The sequence below is a fragment of the Oceanobacillus kapialis genome, assembly GCF_044790185.1.
Lineage (GTDB): Bacteria > Bacillota > Bacilli > Bacillales > Amphibacillaceae > Oceanobacillus_B > Oceanobacillus_B kapialis.
Genome location: NZ_CP085256.1, coordinates 1,275,783 through 1,289,903, shown reverse-complemented (window position 1 = coordinate 1,289,903; position 14,121 = coordinate 1,275,783). Strand labels below are relative to the sequence as shown.

The following is a 14,121-nucleotide window of genomic DNA, read 5'->3' as shown; positions in this document are numbered from 1 at the left end:
ACCCCTTCCATTGATAGCTAAAGGAAAGGAATTCGTTTAACGCAGCCTATCTATTATTTTCATGTCCAACATATTTTATTGATTGCATATGTGTTCGCGCTAACGCAATGACTTCATTAATAAAATCTTCTTTTTCCTGTTTAAACCCTGTATGTATCCAATTCATAATGAGCCCATAAAAACCATAGGCAGTATAGCGTTCAAAATACTCCATATTTACTGGAATGTGGTTCACTGTCTCAAAAATAAACTGTTTTTGATAGATGTTTAGGATCGTATTTGGGAATTTATTATGTAAGCCAGGAATTGTATCATCATATTTTATTAGTTCAAAAAAGTATCGATTGTCATAGATATAAGAAATGATGCTGAAAGATTCAATGCTTAAATTTGTTGTAGACACAGTACGACCAGGGATAAATGCCCGTCCCACTGATTCCTCCAAGCCCTTTAGCATGATATACATTAGTTCTTCTGTGAGTTCAAATTTATCTTGGTAGTGTACGTAAAAGGTACTTCGGTTATATAAAGCATGGTCTACGATATCTCTTACGGTTATTGAATGATAACCTTTTTCTTTTATCAATTCGATAAGGGACACTCTCAAATGTTCTTTTGTTCGATTTCTGCGTTGAGTAGACATTTCAAGGTTGCCGTTCATAAATAAACCTCCAAAAAGACATTTTTAACAAAAGTGTCTACTGCATAGACACTAAGCCATCGATTAATGATTGGTTAGAAGATCAGGAAAGAATAAAATTAAATTATAAATACAATATAAAGCGTTTTATTATTCTATTATACTGGAGGAATCTATTATGGGTAAACTGCAAAATAAAGTAGCAATTATTACTGGTGGCGCATCCGGTATTGGGGCAGCAACAGCACACCTATTTGTATCAGAAGGAGCAAAAGTTGTACTTGTTGATTTAAATGAAGAAAAAGGAAAAACATTGGCAAAAGAATTTAAAGACCAAAACGCTGAAGCTTTATTTGTTAAAGCTAATATTACAAGTGAAGACGATGTGGCAAACGTGTTTAAAGAGACTATAGATGCATTTGGAAAAGTAGATATTGTGTTCAACAATGCAGGAATTGGCCGTGTACAATCCTCTCATGATCTAGAGTACAGTGAGTGGAGAAATACAGTTAACGTTGACTTAGATGGGGTATTTTTAGTTGCACGCGAGGCAATTCGTGAAATGCTAAAAGCAGAGGGTGGTACTATCGTTAATACAGCTTCTATGTACGGCTGGATTGGTGCACCAGGAAACGCTGCATACAACGCTGCAAAAGGTGGGGTTATTAACCTAACACGCTCCCTTGCACTTGAATATGCAGAGAAAAACATTCGTATTAACGCATTATGCCCAGGATTTATTGATACTCCAATTATTCCTGAAGAAAGCAAAAAACAATTATCAGCTGGCACACCAATGAAGCGTCTTGGAAAAGCAGAAGAAATGGCGAAAGCTGTTTTATTCCTAGCAAGTGATGATTCTTCTTATATGACAGGTAATAGCTTAACGGTTGATGGTGGATTTACTGCACAGTAAGCAGCCTAAAATAAAATGAAAATTAGAGAACAGTGGGGCTCTCCCCACTGTTTTTTTACTTATAGCTCCTAGAATAAATAAAAGCAGTAATTGGCTGTACGACTAAGGTTAACCCGACAACTATTAGTAGTGGAAAATTGTCAATATCACTTAAATTAGAGACACCATCTGATATAAATAATACTGCAGCAGCTAGGATCATTAACACATAATAGCTAATTTTGGAACTTTGTGTGTCGATATGCTCTTCCAATTCATCCTTGTCCTTTTTTCCATCTAAATCTCCCCAAGTAAGAGAATTAAAAACATAGGCCAATGCAAGAAATCCAAAAAACACACCTGCCCCATCAATCTGGTCATACCTTATAAACTTGTAAAGTGAGTAGCCAGAAATAATTAAAAATGTTGTGATAGAAATAATAACAGCAAACCTATTTGTTTTGCGCAAAAAATCACCTCATAATAATTTTTAAATTAAATATCAACCCATTAATCCTTTGTGTCTTCCTCAAAAATAAACAATTGATCTACAGTCGTGTTAAGTGTTTGCGATAACTTAAATGCTAACGTTAATGTCGGATCATATTTATCATTCTCAATAGCATTTATGGTTTGTCTGGTAACACCACACATAGACGCGAGTTCTTCCTGCGAAAATTTCATGGCTTTTCTAATTACTCTTATGTTATTTTTCAATAATCTTACACCTCTTAAAAAGTAAAAACCTTTTTACATTTCTATTATAAAAACGTCCCTGCATAATGTCAAACTTTTTTTACATTATGCAGGGTTTTGTTTTACAAGATAACTTCAATAAAACCTATGCTACGTGTAAATATGTATGGAACAGCCCTAGAAAAAGCAATTCATCTTCTTTATAATTTTTATCAACTAATTCAAAATACGCTTTAAACGGCACTTTTAACGAACTATCCCACTCAGCAACCACATTGCCCTCATTCAATATTCTTGCCTTCTCCCCCATCGATTTCTTTAATTCAAACGTATGTCCATCATATGTAAATGAGGTCTCTTCCGTCATACCAAACGATTTCTCGTCTACTAGGTGAAGATAAATTTCCCTGTCTCTCCTGTAATACGCAACATGGTATTGTTTCCTTTTGAAAGGATTAGGTCCCCTTCTAGACGTCAATACAGTCTGATCCGTACTATCTTTAAGTTCATAATTTACGAAGAGATGCCCCTTCACAATGAGATCAAACAATTTTTGAATAGGATGCGAGTATGTTTTTGATATTGTTCCTATTTTGGTATCTCTGTTGTAGATCGTAGCAGGCTTTGTAGAAAGCGTATTAAAAAACCGGTATTCATACATGTGGAAAATCCTTTCAAATTAACTTGGTATAAAGAAATACGTAAATAATTTTAAGAAGTTTCAACTTAGAAACCATTATTGATAACTACACAAAAACACAAAAAGCCAGCTTATAACCTTGGCTGGCTTTTAAATTGCTTATACGTTTAGTTTAACTCCATTCTAACCTTCTCTAATTCAACAGGAATATTTGCACTTAATGTTCCCATATCTACTCTTACTATATAGTTGTCTTTGTTAAAATCTTTAATTTGACTTATATCAAAGGTGCTTGAGAATTTCAGGTTATCTTTGTCTTTTACCTCGATTGTATGTTTGATTGGTTCCTTATAAATATCTTTTTCGGATTCTTTCACTAGATCGATTCCAGTTTTAGCAAAATCTTTATAGAACGAAAAGTCTTTGTCCATGTTATCCCCATTGTTTAGTTGGAAATCGAACGTAACTTTTTTATCTTTAAAAGTTATACCTTCTATATCAACAGCTAAATCTTGTCTGTCAGCACTTATATTTATAGGAGCTGCTTTATTTAAACTAATAAAACGATCAGGTTCATCTAACGCTACTTTAGGAAGTACCTCAATATAATTCGTTTCTCCCTTTATTGATTGTGAAATTATACTTCTCTCTTTAAGAATATTGCTAGTACTTTTTTCCACCGTACCTAGTTCTATTCCACCTGTGGAGATATTTAGTTCCTTACCTTGATCATCATAAACCTCTAGTCTTACTGAATCATGTTTTCCTTCAGGGGAAGTAGCAGTATAATTAATGGCAGTAGATGCTTTACCTTGTATAATGGAATCGAAGTGAACATTCACACCAATATTTTCATCAACTGTACCTTTATCAACGTTTACTGTTTCATATGGCAATTGTTTAATCGGCACATCAAATTGCCAGCTACCTTCCATTTCACCTATCCTTTTAAATTCTAATGGGAAAGTAGTTTCTGCAGGTAATTCAGCTTTCGGGTAGCTTAGTTGAACATGTCCAACATAACCATCTTCTGCTGGCTCCATATGAACGATTTCCTTGCTATCACTAATCCCTTCCGCCCCATTAAATATCTCATAAAAACCTTGTACGCTACCGTCTTCCTCTGTTTTAACATTACCTTTAACTGAAAAAGTAACACCCACGACAGCTCCGTCATAGTAAGCATTATTTATAGTTACGTCAATACCTTTATAACTGAAGGTTTGGTTTAATTCTGTTATCAAATCCTGGGATTGCAAACTTCGACCAACAGAATCGTTAAAAGCTGTATACACATTTCCAAGTAACGGTACTTGAGCCATCACATGAGAAAGGGATGGAGAAATAAAACTCGATGAAACAAAAATGGTCGCAGCAGCTGCTGTTGCCCAGATTATTTTCTTTGCTTTTCTTCTACTCTTATGTACCACAGCCCCTTGGCTAGCACGCTTTCTTCCGGTCTTTATTGCCGCAAGTATATCCTCTTTAGGTACTTCAATCTCTTCAGATGCTTCTTGAAAGTATTCTCTCTTCATCGTAACCAATCCCTCCTAACAACTTTTTTAACCGTCTTTTCCCTCTACTTAAATAAGTCTTTACCGTATTTTCTGGGATGTTCATAACTTCTGCTACACCACTTATAGGAAGATCCTGAAAGTAAAATAGAATAATAGCGTTTTTTTGATTATTATTTAACCGATTAATGGCCTCTAATAAATCCATGGACTCTTCACTATGTTCACTCTTATCTGTAGCCAGATCCACCAGGTTGTGCAAAGGTAACTCCTTCTTACTCTTTTTAAGTATGTCATACGAACAATTTATAAGTATTTTAGTTAGCCAAGTTAGAAAGTATTCTTCCTTCCTTAATTGATCAATTGATAGAAAAGCTTTATAAGAAGTCTCTTGCACGACATCCAAAGCGTCTTCACGATCCCGGACGTATAAAAATGCTGTGCGATACAGTTGTTCGCCATGGATAACGAGTAGTTTTTCGAGGCACTCCTTATCTCCTTGAATTGCTTTTTTTATAAGTTTTTGTTCTCTCATGTGTTATCCTCCTTTCTGAACATTAGAGGTAAAGTTTAATTAAAAAGTTTCATTTTTTTAAGAGCCCACAATTAATCTAGCTTCCTATACAGTACAAGCTAGCAAAAAATAAAAATGGATATGTTAGAATATAAAATGTATTTTTTAAATTATATTATATATTACTTCCTTAAAAGGAGGAGCGTAATGGAAGCCTTCAAAAAGCAAAAGAGAGAAATAAAACCAATCGATAACGTTTTATCATCTACCGTAATACTATTATTGTTGAAGCTTACCATTAATCAGTTTTTCTTTGAGCTGTTCCCCACAGCAGGCGATTACATCTTTTGGATAACTATCTCTATTATTTTCATCATCATCTTTTATCTTAAGAAAAACTACATTTCCCTTGTTATGATGCTTTTAATACTATGTTTAGGGGTAATCAATTTTTAGTTTACAAGCATTATTATATTTCATATTAGGGCTTAAAGGCAGAATAACTTTATCCCAATAGAAAAGCCCTTTACCGGTATAAGGTCCGATAAAGGGCTAATTTCATATTCTGCACGTTGTCACTTTCTACTTAAGTATATTATAGTTTTTATTCTATTGTTGCAAATCCCAAATCTAGAGCAGCCATCCTACTATTTGTACCGAAGGCATCTACTAATTAACACAGCAATCTTGCTGCTTTTGAGGTAATATAGTAGTCTTGCAAACACCGGTTTCTGGAAGCTTTAGCTTCACCTGTTTTGCTGCTTGAACATCTCCTGCAATATAAGCTACGATTGATCTAACTTGTTCGTATCCGGTAGTCATCAAAAAGGTTGGGGCTCTTCCATAGGATTTAACCCCAGCGGTGTAAAAGTTAGCTTCTGGATGCCTGAGCTCTTCCTCCCCATGTGGACGTACAGTTCCACAGCTATGCAAATTAGGATCAATTAAGGGAGCTAAAGTTGGCGTACTCTCAACTACCGGATCTATCTCATATCTCACTTCACGCAGAAAATCAAAATTTGGCCGCGAACCAGTATTAACAATAATTTCATCAACAGATAATTTAGTACCCTCGCTGCTGGTAAGTACAAATCGAATACCATCATTATGAATATCTTCCACATGAAAAGGAGTAAACACCTCTACTATTCCTTGCTGTACAAGTTTGTGGACACTTGTACCTAAAGCACCACGGGCCTCTAGTTGATCTTGTGCTCCTCCCCCAAATGCGGATAATGCTGATTCTTTTCTTAGGACCCAGGATATCTTTGTTGCTGGATAAGCTTCTTTCAACTCCGCAAGATTCATTAGCGAGTTTAGTGCGGAGTGACCAGCACCAATCACCACTGTATGTCTTTCTTTAAAAACTTCTGGTTGTTGGTATACATTAGGAATATTTGTATGAACGAGGTCCCGCAAAGAATTATTTAACCAAACACCATCTGCGTATGGTGGGTTTGGATTCTGCCAAGAACCACTGGCGTCTATAATAGCTGAGGCTTTTATTTTTTCTAAAGATGATCCATTTTTATAATGAACGACAAATGGTCGCTCGTTTCGTTTATCAGATTTTAATTTGTCAGCGCCATTTTTTGTAACATGAATAACTTCTGCATTATATTGTAAGTTATCATGTATCACTCCTAACCGCGATAATGGTAGCAGGTATTCCTCTATAAAGTCTTTTCCTGTTGGCAGTTTGTGAATATCAGGTTGTTGCCAGTCAGTTTTTTGCAATAATTGTAAGGCTGCTTGATCGATGTTATATTCCCAGGGAGAAAATAGTTGTACATGTCTCCATTCTAGAATATTACTGCCAACGGATTCTCCTTTTTCCAAAATCTTAAAAGGTATTTTATACTCAACGAGGTGAGCTGCCGCTGCTAGACCGACTGGTCCTGCTCCAATTATTATGACAGGTAATTGTTGGTTCATCATATACACCCCTTTTTTAGTTTGAACAGTTAATTTTAATATCTTTTGTCGGGCCCCTAAATAAGCAACAAAGCTCTTCTGAAAGGATATGATTCAGCATGGAAGGGTTCAATCCATAATAATTCCATGTCCCCTTCTTCTCCTTTGTAATCAGTTCAGCATCCAGTAAGATTTTTAAATGGTAGGAAAGCTTTGATTGGGCCATCTCCAATGCCTCCGTAAGATCACAAACACAAATGGTCTCTTCTGGAGATTTTGCCAGAAGTTCTAGTAACTCTAATCGCTTTTTATCAGCCAAAGCTTTAAATATACCTTGATAATCAGTTAGATTTAAATCTTTCGCAATCAATTTCGTACCTCCTTATATCAAATTATTTTGATATTATAAGCGTATTTTACATCAAATTATTTTGATGTAAAAGAAATATGCTTCTCTTAAAACAAAAAAGCCTCTATGTTAAGAGGCTAATAAATTATATCTTTCTTAGTTTCTGCCCCACCACTCACAGCGGTGTTTTTTTAATTCATGGCAAGTAACAGCAGTGCGAAACCATGGATGATCGTAATAGTCACCTCTAACCCTGTTATCATCATTACAATGGTTTTTCTTTTTGTGACAGCTACATTCATGTTCATGGTGTTTTTGTCTAGAATTACAACTCATAAAGTATCCTCCTCCTTTCTTACTACCACTATATGTTAATAAATAGAAGAGGATTGGACAGGTTTCATAGTCAAAGAATACATTCTAATATTAATAAGTCACTCACCATGTTTAGAATTAGTAATAAGGAATAAACTCTATTCCTGCATTTTCAGGATGATATCTAGTTCTCTACCTAACACTTCAAAAGCAGTTTTAGCAATAAGATCTATGTAGGTGAATTCAATCCAATCTTTTTGAAATAAACTTATCGTTTATTCTCTCGTCACTATACTTACTTAATAGGTACTTTTATAAAGGAGAAACGTCAATCCCTAACATTAAATCCACTACATCTAAATCCATACCGGCAAAACCACCAAACTGTCTCTCTTGAATCCATTTTTCATTGTATTTAGAACACAAACTACAAGGAGAAAAAGCAACAAATTTATTTCCTTGCTTCATCTATTATAGCTTGCAAATATGTTCCATACTTTGCTGCAAGCTTGTCGTGAAGTTCCGTGTCTCCTTCTTTATTATCATTGACTACCATTTCAAAAGCAGTTTGTTGTAAGTCACCAAATAATTCGGACAAACCTAATTCATTAATTTCATTTTCGAAATATGCTATATCATAAAGTGATTGTTCTACAAGTTGCATTTCAGCAGAATAGTCCATCTGATTTTCTCGGAAGTGAGAATCGTGTGCCCATTTATCGGAAAGGTCACGAATAAAACTTTCAAGTGAATCATATCCTGAAGACCCGTCTTCTCCGTATGTGAAAAGACCAATTTCAAGTTTTGAAGCAGGAATACCGCCGCCCTTCCAAATTTTTGTCATTTCAGAAACCTTGTCGCCGTTTAATGTATGTGTTACACCGTACACCTCGCCCTTCCCATCGTGATTGACCGCAATATCAAGGTCGTGGAACAATTGTACCGTGTATTCATATGCTTTTCGCATTTCTACATCTGTTGGTTTCCATTGTTCTACAAGTTCAACCGCTTCTATCGCTTCGCCGTTGTTTCCTAAATGGGCTGTGCGGGAGAATTGTAAGTGATTAATTAACGAATTAAGCATAAACAGATTTGACATATCTTCTCCCATTGCTTTACCTTCCGCCCATACTTCCATTTCATCTCGTAAATTAGCAATTTCCTCTATTTTCAAATAATATGTAAACCCTTCATCATTCCCAGATTGTTCAATTCTTGGATCGTCCAAATTGCCCTCTAGGATTTCGATTGATTTCGTAATCCATTCACCAAAGTTTTCGCTACTTTCCCATTCAAGTAACGCTTGGTTTTCTTGTTCTGCACCAACTTCTTGCTCTTTCATTGCCGATTTACTTTTTACTTCCTCTTTATTTTCGTTAGTTTCCGAATTACCGCAGCCAACAAGCAATCCACTTATCATGATAACTGATATACTTATTTTCAAAAGCTTTCTCATAATCGAGCCCCATTTCCGTTATTTTCCAACGAATCAATTCTACCAGATTCATTCCGCCAGTCAATATCCTTGGAACAATAAGCAACCTTTTCGGATGCTCAATGAAAATCTCTTCACATAAAAAAACCACGCTTGATTAATTATCAAACGTGGTTTTCGTAATTTGTATGATTCCGATTGGGCTCGAACCAACGACCTCTACCCTGTCAAGGTAGTGCTCTCCCAGCTGAGCTACGGAATCGAATCTTTACAATAAATTTACTATATATAATATCTTTCTATCTGTCAATATTTAATAGATTCATTCTTTCAGAAGGACTTCTCCACTAGATAATCGAATGGTAATACTATATCAAAATTAATTTGTAGGGGTATTATTCTACAATCAAGAGGAAGATGAATGTGGTGGTCTAATATACGGTAATGGCGTTGACGAGAATGGAAAGGAGTTTGTTGGCACTTCCCTCACATTCGACCAATATAAACAGGACCAGGTCGTGCAAATGGATTATTTTGAAGAGAATGGAGAAAGCCGATATGGATTTTCTATCTATGATCGGCCAAGTACACCAATATATGAACTTATTAAAGCCACTGAAAAAATTAAAAATAGCGATGTCAGCCAAGAATACAAACAAGAGCAGTTAGAAGAGCTCTTTAAAGGAAATGCAGAACGGGCTTTTATGGGTAAAAACAAAAATGGAGAAGTTTCGGTACATCTAAATGATAAAAAAGGAAATCAACGCATCCGTATGGTAATCGACGCACAAGGTGAACCAAAATTAGAATTCCTAAACGCACACGGTGAAGTTACTTACAGGCTTCCTCCTGAATAAGTAAAAAAACAGGACAGCCTCCAACTGCTGTCCTGTTTTCTTCCCCCACTTATTGCTGGGATAGTTGACTTTTTATTTGTTGAACGACTTGCGGGTTAGCTGGTGCTGCTGGCTGATAATAACCTTTTTGGTTTGCGTAATTATAAAGGGTACGTTGGCGTTGCTCATCCTGATTACGCATCTGAATCAATGTCTGACGTAATTGCTCGTTATCGGATTCACTAATATATGTTGCATAGCCTGTCAAACTAGCATTCAATCCTGCTAAGTAGTCATTTACGATATCTTTTTCTGAAAGCATGTACGATTCCTCCTTATCCTAAAAATGTCATAAGCTTTTGCTGAGCTGATTTGGCATCTTGTGCATCTTTTTGCAGCATGGAAACAAGCTGTGGATCTGTACAATTTTGTGCATACGCTTCAAGTTTGTTTGCGATCATACCATGTCCTCCGATAATATGACGCAGGTTTTCCAATTCAAGCTCTGTTAATCCGTTATTCATGTCCATTGCCCCTTTCTTGGAAATACACGTCTATCTTTCCCATAGCTGTACTGCATATGCATAATAAGTGTCGATATTTTTATCTGTTTTTAGATTCTTTTTTACTTCGGAACACGAACTAAATAAGTGGATAAAAATAGTGTTTCCTATTATAATAGGAAGAATATTGGATTAATTTACGACAGGTGGAGAGTCAACATGAGGACAGTTTTTTCTTTTATTAAACCGTATAAGCTACCGGCAATTGTAGCGTTTTTACTAATGCTTGTGGAATTAGCAGCTGAATTGCTGTTACCACTATTGCTCGGAAAGATGATTAATGAAGGGGTAGTGAACCAGGATATTGATAATATTGTGATGTGGGGAAGCATTATGATTGGCCTCTCATTAATTGGCTTTGCAAGTGGGATTATTAATTCTTTTTATTCGTCTCATGTTAGCTGGGGATTTGCCCACGATATACGAGAGCGTTTATTTTCTAAAATACAGGAATTTTCCTTTGCAAATTTAAATAAATACCCGACCTCTGGGCTTGTCACACGTTTTACCAATGACGTACGACAAGTGCAAAACACCGTATTTATGATTCTAAGGATAATTTCAAAAGCGCCGTTAATTGTAATTGGTGGTGTGACGTTAGCATTCATTGTTGATGCGAAGCTGTCACTTATCTTCCTTGTAACTGTTCCTTTACTGATCGGCTTTATTCTTTTAATTTTGCGATTTGCGAGCCGCTTTTTCGATAAAGTCCAAAAAAGCGTTGACCAAGTAAACCGAGTCATGCAGGAAAATTTAGCAGGAATGCGGTTGATTAAGGCATTTTTCCGGAGAAATCATGAGGAAAAGCGCTTCACCACTGCCAACCAGGAACTCGCAGATCGCACGCGCTTTACATTTAGGTTTGTGGAATCTTCTATGCCCATCTTGCTATTTGTGATGAATTTGAGCCTAATTTTCATTATTTGGTATGGAAATACTCAGGCCATTGCTGGAGATACCTCTGTTGGGAATGTCGTCGCGATCGTTAACTATGCAATGCGTGTTTCGATGGCTATTTCCATGTTTACCTTTATCATTATGGCATTTTCCAGAATGAAAGCCTCTGCAGAAAGACTAGGTGAGGTATTGGATCTAGAAGTTGACCTGAAAGATTCCGATCAAGTCAACCATGGCAATCAAATTACGAAAGGATCTGTAGTTTTTGATAATGTATCCTTCGCTTATCCGGAAAGTGAAGAAGATGTAGTGAAGGACATTAACTTTCAAGTTGCTCCTGGAGAGAAACTTGCTGTAATTGGTTCAACAGGAGCGGGCAAAACTTCTCTGTTCCAGCTGATTCCTAGGCTGTATGACCCGACGAAAGGAACGGTTTCTGTCGATGGAAGCCCCTTGTCTGATTATTCGTTAGATGAATTGCGTGGTAGTATCGGGTATGTGCCACAAAGCCCCCTCCTTTTTACAGGCTCTGTAACAGACAATATCGCTTGGGGAAAAGATCAGGCGACGACGGAAGAAATCATGCAGGCGGCAAAAGATGCCCAAATTCATGATACAATCATGCAGCTTGATGACCAATATGAAACACGCGTGGGCCAAAAAGGGGTTAACCTTTCCGGTGGTCAAAAACAACGAATTTCTATTGCGAGAGCCTTAATTCGTAAACCAAAGATATTGATGCTTGATGACAGTACAAGTGCGTTGGATTTAGCAACAGAATCTAGGTTGCTAGATGCGATCGATACGTATCAGTGTACCATGTTAATTATTACGCAAAAAATCACCACTGCGATGCGCGCTGACAGAATCCTCTTAATGGATGAAGGCAAGCTGCTTGCAATAGGAACACATACGGAGCTTCTCGCTTCCTCAGCTTTGTACCGAAAAATTGTGGAATCGCAATTTGGAAAGGAGTACGCACATGCGAAATAACTCATTAAAACAGCCTTTTCAATACGAGAAAATTCCCGTTGATAAAATACAAGAGGATAAATCACGTAAAGCAAAAGATGCACGTGGTACAATCAAACGCATATGGTCATACCTTGCTAGAGAAAAATTTAAGCTTTTCCTTGTCATTCTCATGGTGGTTGCCAGTTCTGGACTAAGCTTGCTTGGTCCTTATATGATTGGGATGGCCGTTGACGATTATATTGTTACACAGGAAAGTGCAGGCCTTGGCATTCTCTTGATTTGGCTTGTCGTTATTTTCTTCTTACACTCCCTGTCCATCTTTTTACAAAATTTTTGGATGGTGGATATTGCACAGAACACCGTTTATACCCTGCGTTCAGACTTGTTTCATCAATTCCATCGTCTGCCAATTTCTTATTTTGATAAAAGGCAGCATGGGGAATTAATGAGTCGGGTAACAAATGATATTGATAATGTAAACAATACACTTAACCAGTCTGTTATCCAAATATTCTCGAGTGTGTTAACACTCTTTGGAACAGTAGGTGTAATGCTTTACTTAAGCCCAATTCTTACAGCAGTTACCATGTCTATTATTCCAGCGATGTATTTCAGCATACGTTGGATCACGAGAAGAACTGGCCCGCTTTATAAGCTCCAACAAAAAAATTTAGGAGAAGTTAACGGCTATGTGGAGGAGATCGTTTCTGGACAACATATTGTGAAGAGTTTTTCTCAGGAAAGACGTGTTATAAAAGAATTTGAAGAGCGCAATCAGAAGCTGAACCATTCCGGTTTTTGGGCACTTACCATTGCCGGCTTTATACCAAAAGTAATGAACTCCCTTAACGCACTAAGTATGGCATTTATTGCCCTTGTCGGGGGAATTCTTGCAATTAACGGCTTTGTAACGGTTGGAATTATCGTCATTTTTACTGAGTATGCTCGACAATTTACTCGACCTTTAAACGAATTATCCAACCAGTTCAATATCCTGCTTTCGGCTATTGCTGGTGCCGAGCGTGTTTTCCAGGTAATGGATGAGAAACAGGAAGAAAATGATGAAAAAGATGCAATTAAGCTATCAGAAACAGAAGGAAATATTGTCTTTGACCACGTTTCCTTTGGGTACGAAGACAGTAAAATTTTGAATAACATTAGCTTTGAAGCTGCCCCTGGTGAAACGGTGGCTTTAGTTGGCCATACAGGCGCCGGTAAGACGACGATCGTGAATTTAATTTCCCGTTTTTATAACTATGATGATGGTGAAATTCGCCTGGACGGGACCGACCTAAAAGATATTCAACGTTCTAGTCTGCGCCAGCATATGGGCTTTGTTTTACAGGACTCCTTCCTTTTCCATGCCACCATTCGTGAAAATATTCGTTATGGAAGGCTTGAAGCAACCGATGAAGAGGTGGTTCAGGCTGCAAAGGATGCCAATGCTCATGAATTTATTGAGAAATTGCCTGATGGCTATGATACGATGCTTGACCAGACTGGCAGCGGCATCAGCCAAGGACAAAAGCAGTTGCTTACCATAGCTCGTGCCTTACTAGCAGAGCCTTCTATCCTTATTCTGGATGAAGCGACTAGTAATATTGACACCATTACAGAACTAAAGATTCAAGAAGCACTTAAACGATTAATGGAAGGCAGAACAAGCTTTGTCATCGCCCATCGCCTGAATACCATTCAAGAAGCTGACAAAATCATCATGCTGGAACATGGAGAAATTCTTGAGCAAGGCAGCCATGAAGCTTTGCTTGAACTCGAGGGTAGCTACTACGACCTTTATAAAGGGCAGTTGCAAACAAAAGCACAGAGCGCCGGGTAAAAAGCCGAATGCCTTTGTCCTAACCTTGGATTAGTTTATAATAGAGAATTGCAGGGAATTATAAAGCGAAAATCACTATAAAAGTAAACCTTATTCTAGTA

Annotated in this window: 16 protein-coding genes and 1 tRNA gene; 4 read left to right on the top strand and 13 right to left on the bottom strand. The window is 37.1% G+C overall.

The genetic code is table 11. From position 1 onward, the window contains the following. Window positions 1–46 precede the first annotated feature (46 nt). Window positions 47–661: a TetR/AcrR family transcriptional regulator gene (locus LG273_RS06815; protein WP_404458815.1), complete on the bottom strand. Its 615-nt coding sequence runs from the start codon at window positions 659–661 to the stop codon at window positions 47–49. Between the two features lie 157 nt (window positions 662–818). On the opposite strand from LG273_RS06815, the gene LG273_RS06810 reads away from it, so the two are divergent. Next, entirely contained in the window at window positions 819–1,556 is a 738-nt protein-coding gene (locus LG273_RS06810; protein WP_404458813.1) for an SDR family NAD(P)-dependent oxidoreductase, read from the top strand. 55 nt (window positions 1,557–1,611) lie between these two features. Here the strand turns inward: LG273_RS06810 and LG273_RS06805 are convergent, their stop codons facing one another. From LG273_RS06805 to LG273_RS06760, 10 genes are all read right to left on the bottom strand, one after another. Beyond that, complete coding sequence (locus LG273_RS06805; RefSeq protein ID WP_404458811.1) at window positions 1,612–2,004, bottom strand: hypothetical protein; 393 nt, start codon at window positions 2,002–2,004, stop codon at window positions 1,612–1,614. Window positions 2,005–2,045: 41 nt separating this feature from the next. Next, on the bottom strand, window positions 2,046–2,252 hold the full coding sequence (locus tag LG273_RS06800) for a helix-turn-helix transcriptional regulator (RefSeq protein ID WP_404458809.1): 207 nt from the start codon (window positions 2,250–2,252) through the stop codon (window positions 2,046–2,048). A gap of 124 nt (window positions 2,253–2,376) precedes the next feature. Beyond that, entirely contained in the window at window positions 2,377–2,892 is a 516-nt protein-coding gene (locus tag LG273_RS06795) for a hypothetical protein (RefSeq protein WP_404458807.1), read from the bottom strand. Between the two features lie 146 nt (window positions 2,893–3,038). Further along, the gene (locus LG273_RS06790; protein WP_404458805.1) at window positions 3,039–4,406 is read right to left on the bottom strand and encodes a DUF4179 domain-containing protein; all 1,368 of its coding nucleotides are present in this window, start codon (window positions 4,404–4,406) and stop codon (window positions 3,039–3,041) included. Next, window positions 4,375–4,920 (bottom strand): sigma-70 family RNA polymerase sigma factor, encoded by a 546-nt coding sequence (locus LG273_RS06785; protein ID WP_404458803.1) that lies wholly within the window; start codon window positions 4,918–4,920, stop codon window positions 4,375–4,377. The genes LG273_RS06790 and LG273_RS06785 overlap by 32 nt, the downstream gene beginning before the upstream one ends. 648 nt (window positions 4,921–5,568) lie before the next feature. Continuing rightward, window positions 5,569–6,834: an NAD(P)-binding domain-containing protein gene (locus LG273_RS06780; RefSeq protein WP_379562452.1), complete on the bottom strand. Its 1,266-nt coding sequence runs from the start codon at window positions 6,832–6,834 to the stop codon at window positions 5,569–5,571. Between the two features lie 16 nt (window positions 6,835–6,850). After that, complete coding sequence (locus LG273_RS06775) at window positions 6,851–7,183, bottom strand: ArsR/SmtB family transcription factor (protein ID WP_379562453.1); 333 nt, start codon at window positions 7,181–7,183, stop codon at window positions 6,851–6,853. 606 nt (window positions 7,184–7,789) lie between these two features. After that, on the bottom strand, window positions 7,790–7,945 hold the full coding sequence (locus LG273_RS06770) for a hypothetical protein (RefSeq protein WP_404458800.1): 156 nt from the start codon (window positions 7,943–7,945) through the stop codon (window positions 7,790–7,792). Beyond that, entirely contained in the window at window positions 7,929–8,933 is a 1,005-nt protein-coding gene (locus LG273_RS06765) for a hypothetical protein (RefSeq protein WP_404458798.1), read from the bottom strand. Before LG273_RS06765 ends, LG273_RS06770 begins: the two co-directional genes overlap by 17 nt. 168 nt (window positions 8,934–9,101) lie before the next feature. Continuing rightward, window positions 9,102–9,174 (bottom strand) — tRNA-Val (locus LG273_RS06760). A 262-nt stretch (window positions 9,175–9,436) separates the two neighbouring features. Between LG273_RS06760 and LG273_RS06755 the strand changes: the two genes are divergently transcribed. Beyond that, the gene (locus LG273_RS06755; RefSeq protein WP_404458796.1) at window positions 9,437–9,769 is read left to right on the top strand and encodes a hypothetical protein; all 333 of its coding nucleotides are present in this window, start codon (window positions 9,437–9,439) and stop codon (window positions 9,767–9,769) included. A gap of 49 nt (window positions 9,770–9,818) precedes the next feature. On the opposite strand, the gene LG273_RS06750 is transcribed toward LG273_RS06755, so the two are convergent. Next, entirely contained in the window at window positions 9,819–10,070 is a 252-nt protein-coding gene (locus LG273_RS06750) for a spore coat protein (protein ID WP_379562458.1), read from the bottom strand. Between the two features lie 13 nt (window positions 10,071–10,083). Next, complete coding sequence (locus LG273_RS06745) at window positions 10,084–10,272, bottom strand: hypothetical protein (RefSeq protein ID WP_404458794.1); 189 nt, start codon at window positions 10,270–10,272, stop codon at window positions 10,084–10,086. Window positions 10,273–10,470: 198 nt separating this feature from the next. Between LG273_RS06745 and LG273_RS06740 the strand changes: the two genes are divergently transcribed. Together LG273_RS06740 and LG273_RS06735 are read left to right on the top strand one after the other, a co-directional pair. Next, window positions 10,471–12,201 (top strand): ABC transporter ATP-binding protein, encoded by a 1,731-nt coding sequence (locus tag LG273_RS06740; protein ID WP_404458792.1) that lies wholly within the window; start codon window positions 10,471–10,473, stop codon window positions 12,199–12,201. Then, on the top strand, window positions 12,191–14,020 hold the full coding sequence (locus tag LG273_RS06735; protein WP_404458790.1) for an ABC transporter ATP-binding protein: 1,830 nt from the start codon (window positions 12,191–12,193) through the stop codon (window positions 14,018–14,020). Before LG273_RS06740 ends, LG273_RS06735 begins: the two co-directional genes overlap by 11 nt. The last annotated feature ends 101 nt before the right edge of the window (window positions 14,021–14,121 follow it).

What these genes read in the sequence shown, in the direction of transcription:
- LG273_RS06770 (WP_404458800.1), bottom strand. Translation starts at nt 7,945, where the DNA reads ATGAAGCAAGGAAATAAATTTGTTGCTTTTTCTCCTTGTAGTTTGTGT.
- LG273_RS06740 (WP_404458792.1), top strand. Translation starts at nt 10,471, where the DNA reads ATGAGGACAGTTTTTTCTTTTATTAAACCGTATAAGCTACCGGCAATT.
- LG273_RS06795 (WP_404458807.1), bottom strand. Translation starts at nt 2,892, where the DNA reads ATGTATGAATACCGGTTTTTTAATACGCTTTCTACAAAGCCTGCTACG.
- LG273_RS06810 (WP_404458813.1), top strand. Translation starts at nt 819, where the DNA reads ATGGGTAAACTGCAAAATAAAGTAGCAATTATTACTGGTGGCGCATCC.
- LG273_RS06765 (WP_404458798.1), bottom strand. Translation starts at nt 8,933, where the DNA reads ATGAGAAAGCTTTTGAAAATAAGTATATCAGTTATCATGATAAGTGGA.
- LG273_RS06790 (WP_404458805.1), bottom strand. Translation starts at nt 4,406, where the DNA reads ATGAAGAGAGAATACTTTCAAGAAGCATCTGAAGAGATTGAAGTACCT.
- LG273_RS06815 (WP_404458815.1), bottom strand. Translation starts at nt 661, where the DNA reads ATGAACGGCAACCTTGAAATGTCTACTCAACGCAGAAATCGAACAAAA.
- LG273_RS06745 (WP_404458794.1), bottom strand. Translation starts at nt 10,272, where the DNA reads ATGAATAACGGATTAACAGAGCTTGAATTGGAAAACCTGCGTCATATT.
- LG273_RS06785 (WP_404458803.1), bottom strand. Translation starts at nt 4,920, where the DNA reads ATGAGAGAACAAAAACTTATAAAAAAAGCAATTCAAGGAGATAAGGAG.
- LG273_RS06755 (WP_404458796.1), top strand. Translation starts at nt 9,437, where the DNA reads ATGGATTATTTTGAAGAGAATGGAGAAAGCCGATATGGATTTTCTATC.
- LG273_RS06750 (WP_379562458.1), bottom strand. Translation starts at nt 10,070, where the DNA reads ATGCTTTCAGAAAAAGATATCGTAAATGACTACTTAGCAGGATTGAAT.
- LG273_RS06735 (WP_404458790.1), top strand. Translation starts at nt 12,191, where the DNA reads ATGCGAAATAACTCATTAAAACAGCCTTTTCAATACGAGAAAATTCCC.
- LG273_RS06780 (WP_379562452.1), bottom strand. Translation starts at nt 6,834, where the DNA reads ATGAACCAACAATTACCTGTCATAATAATTGGAGCAGGACCAGTCGGT.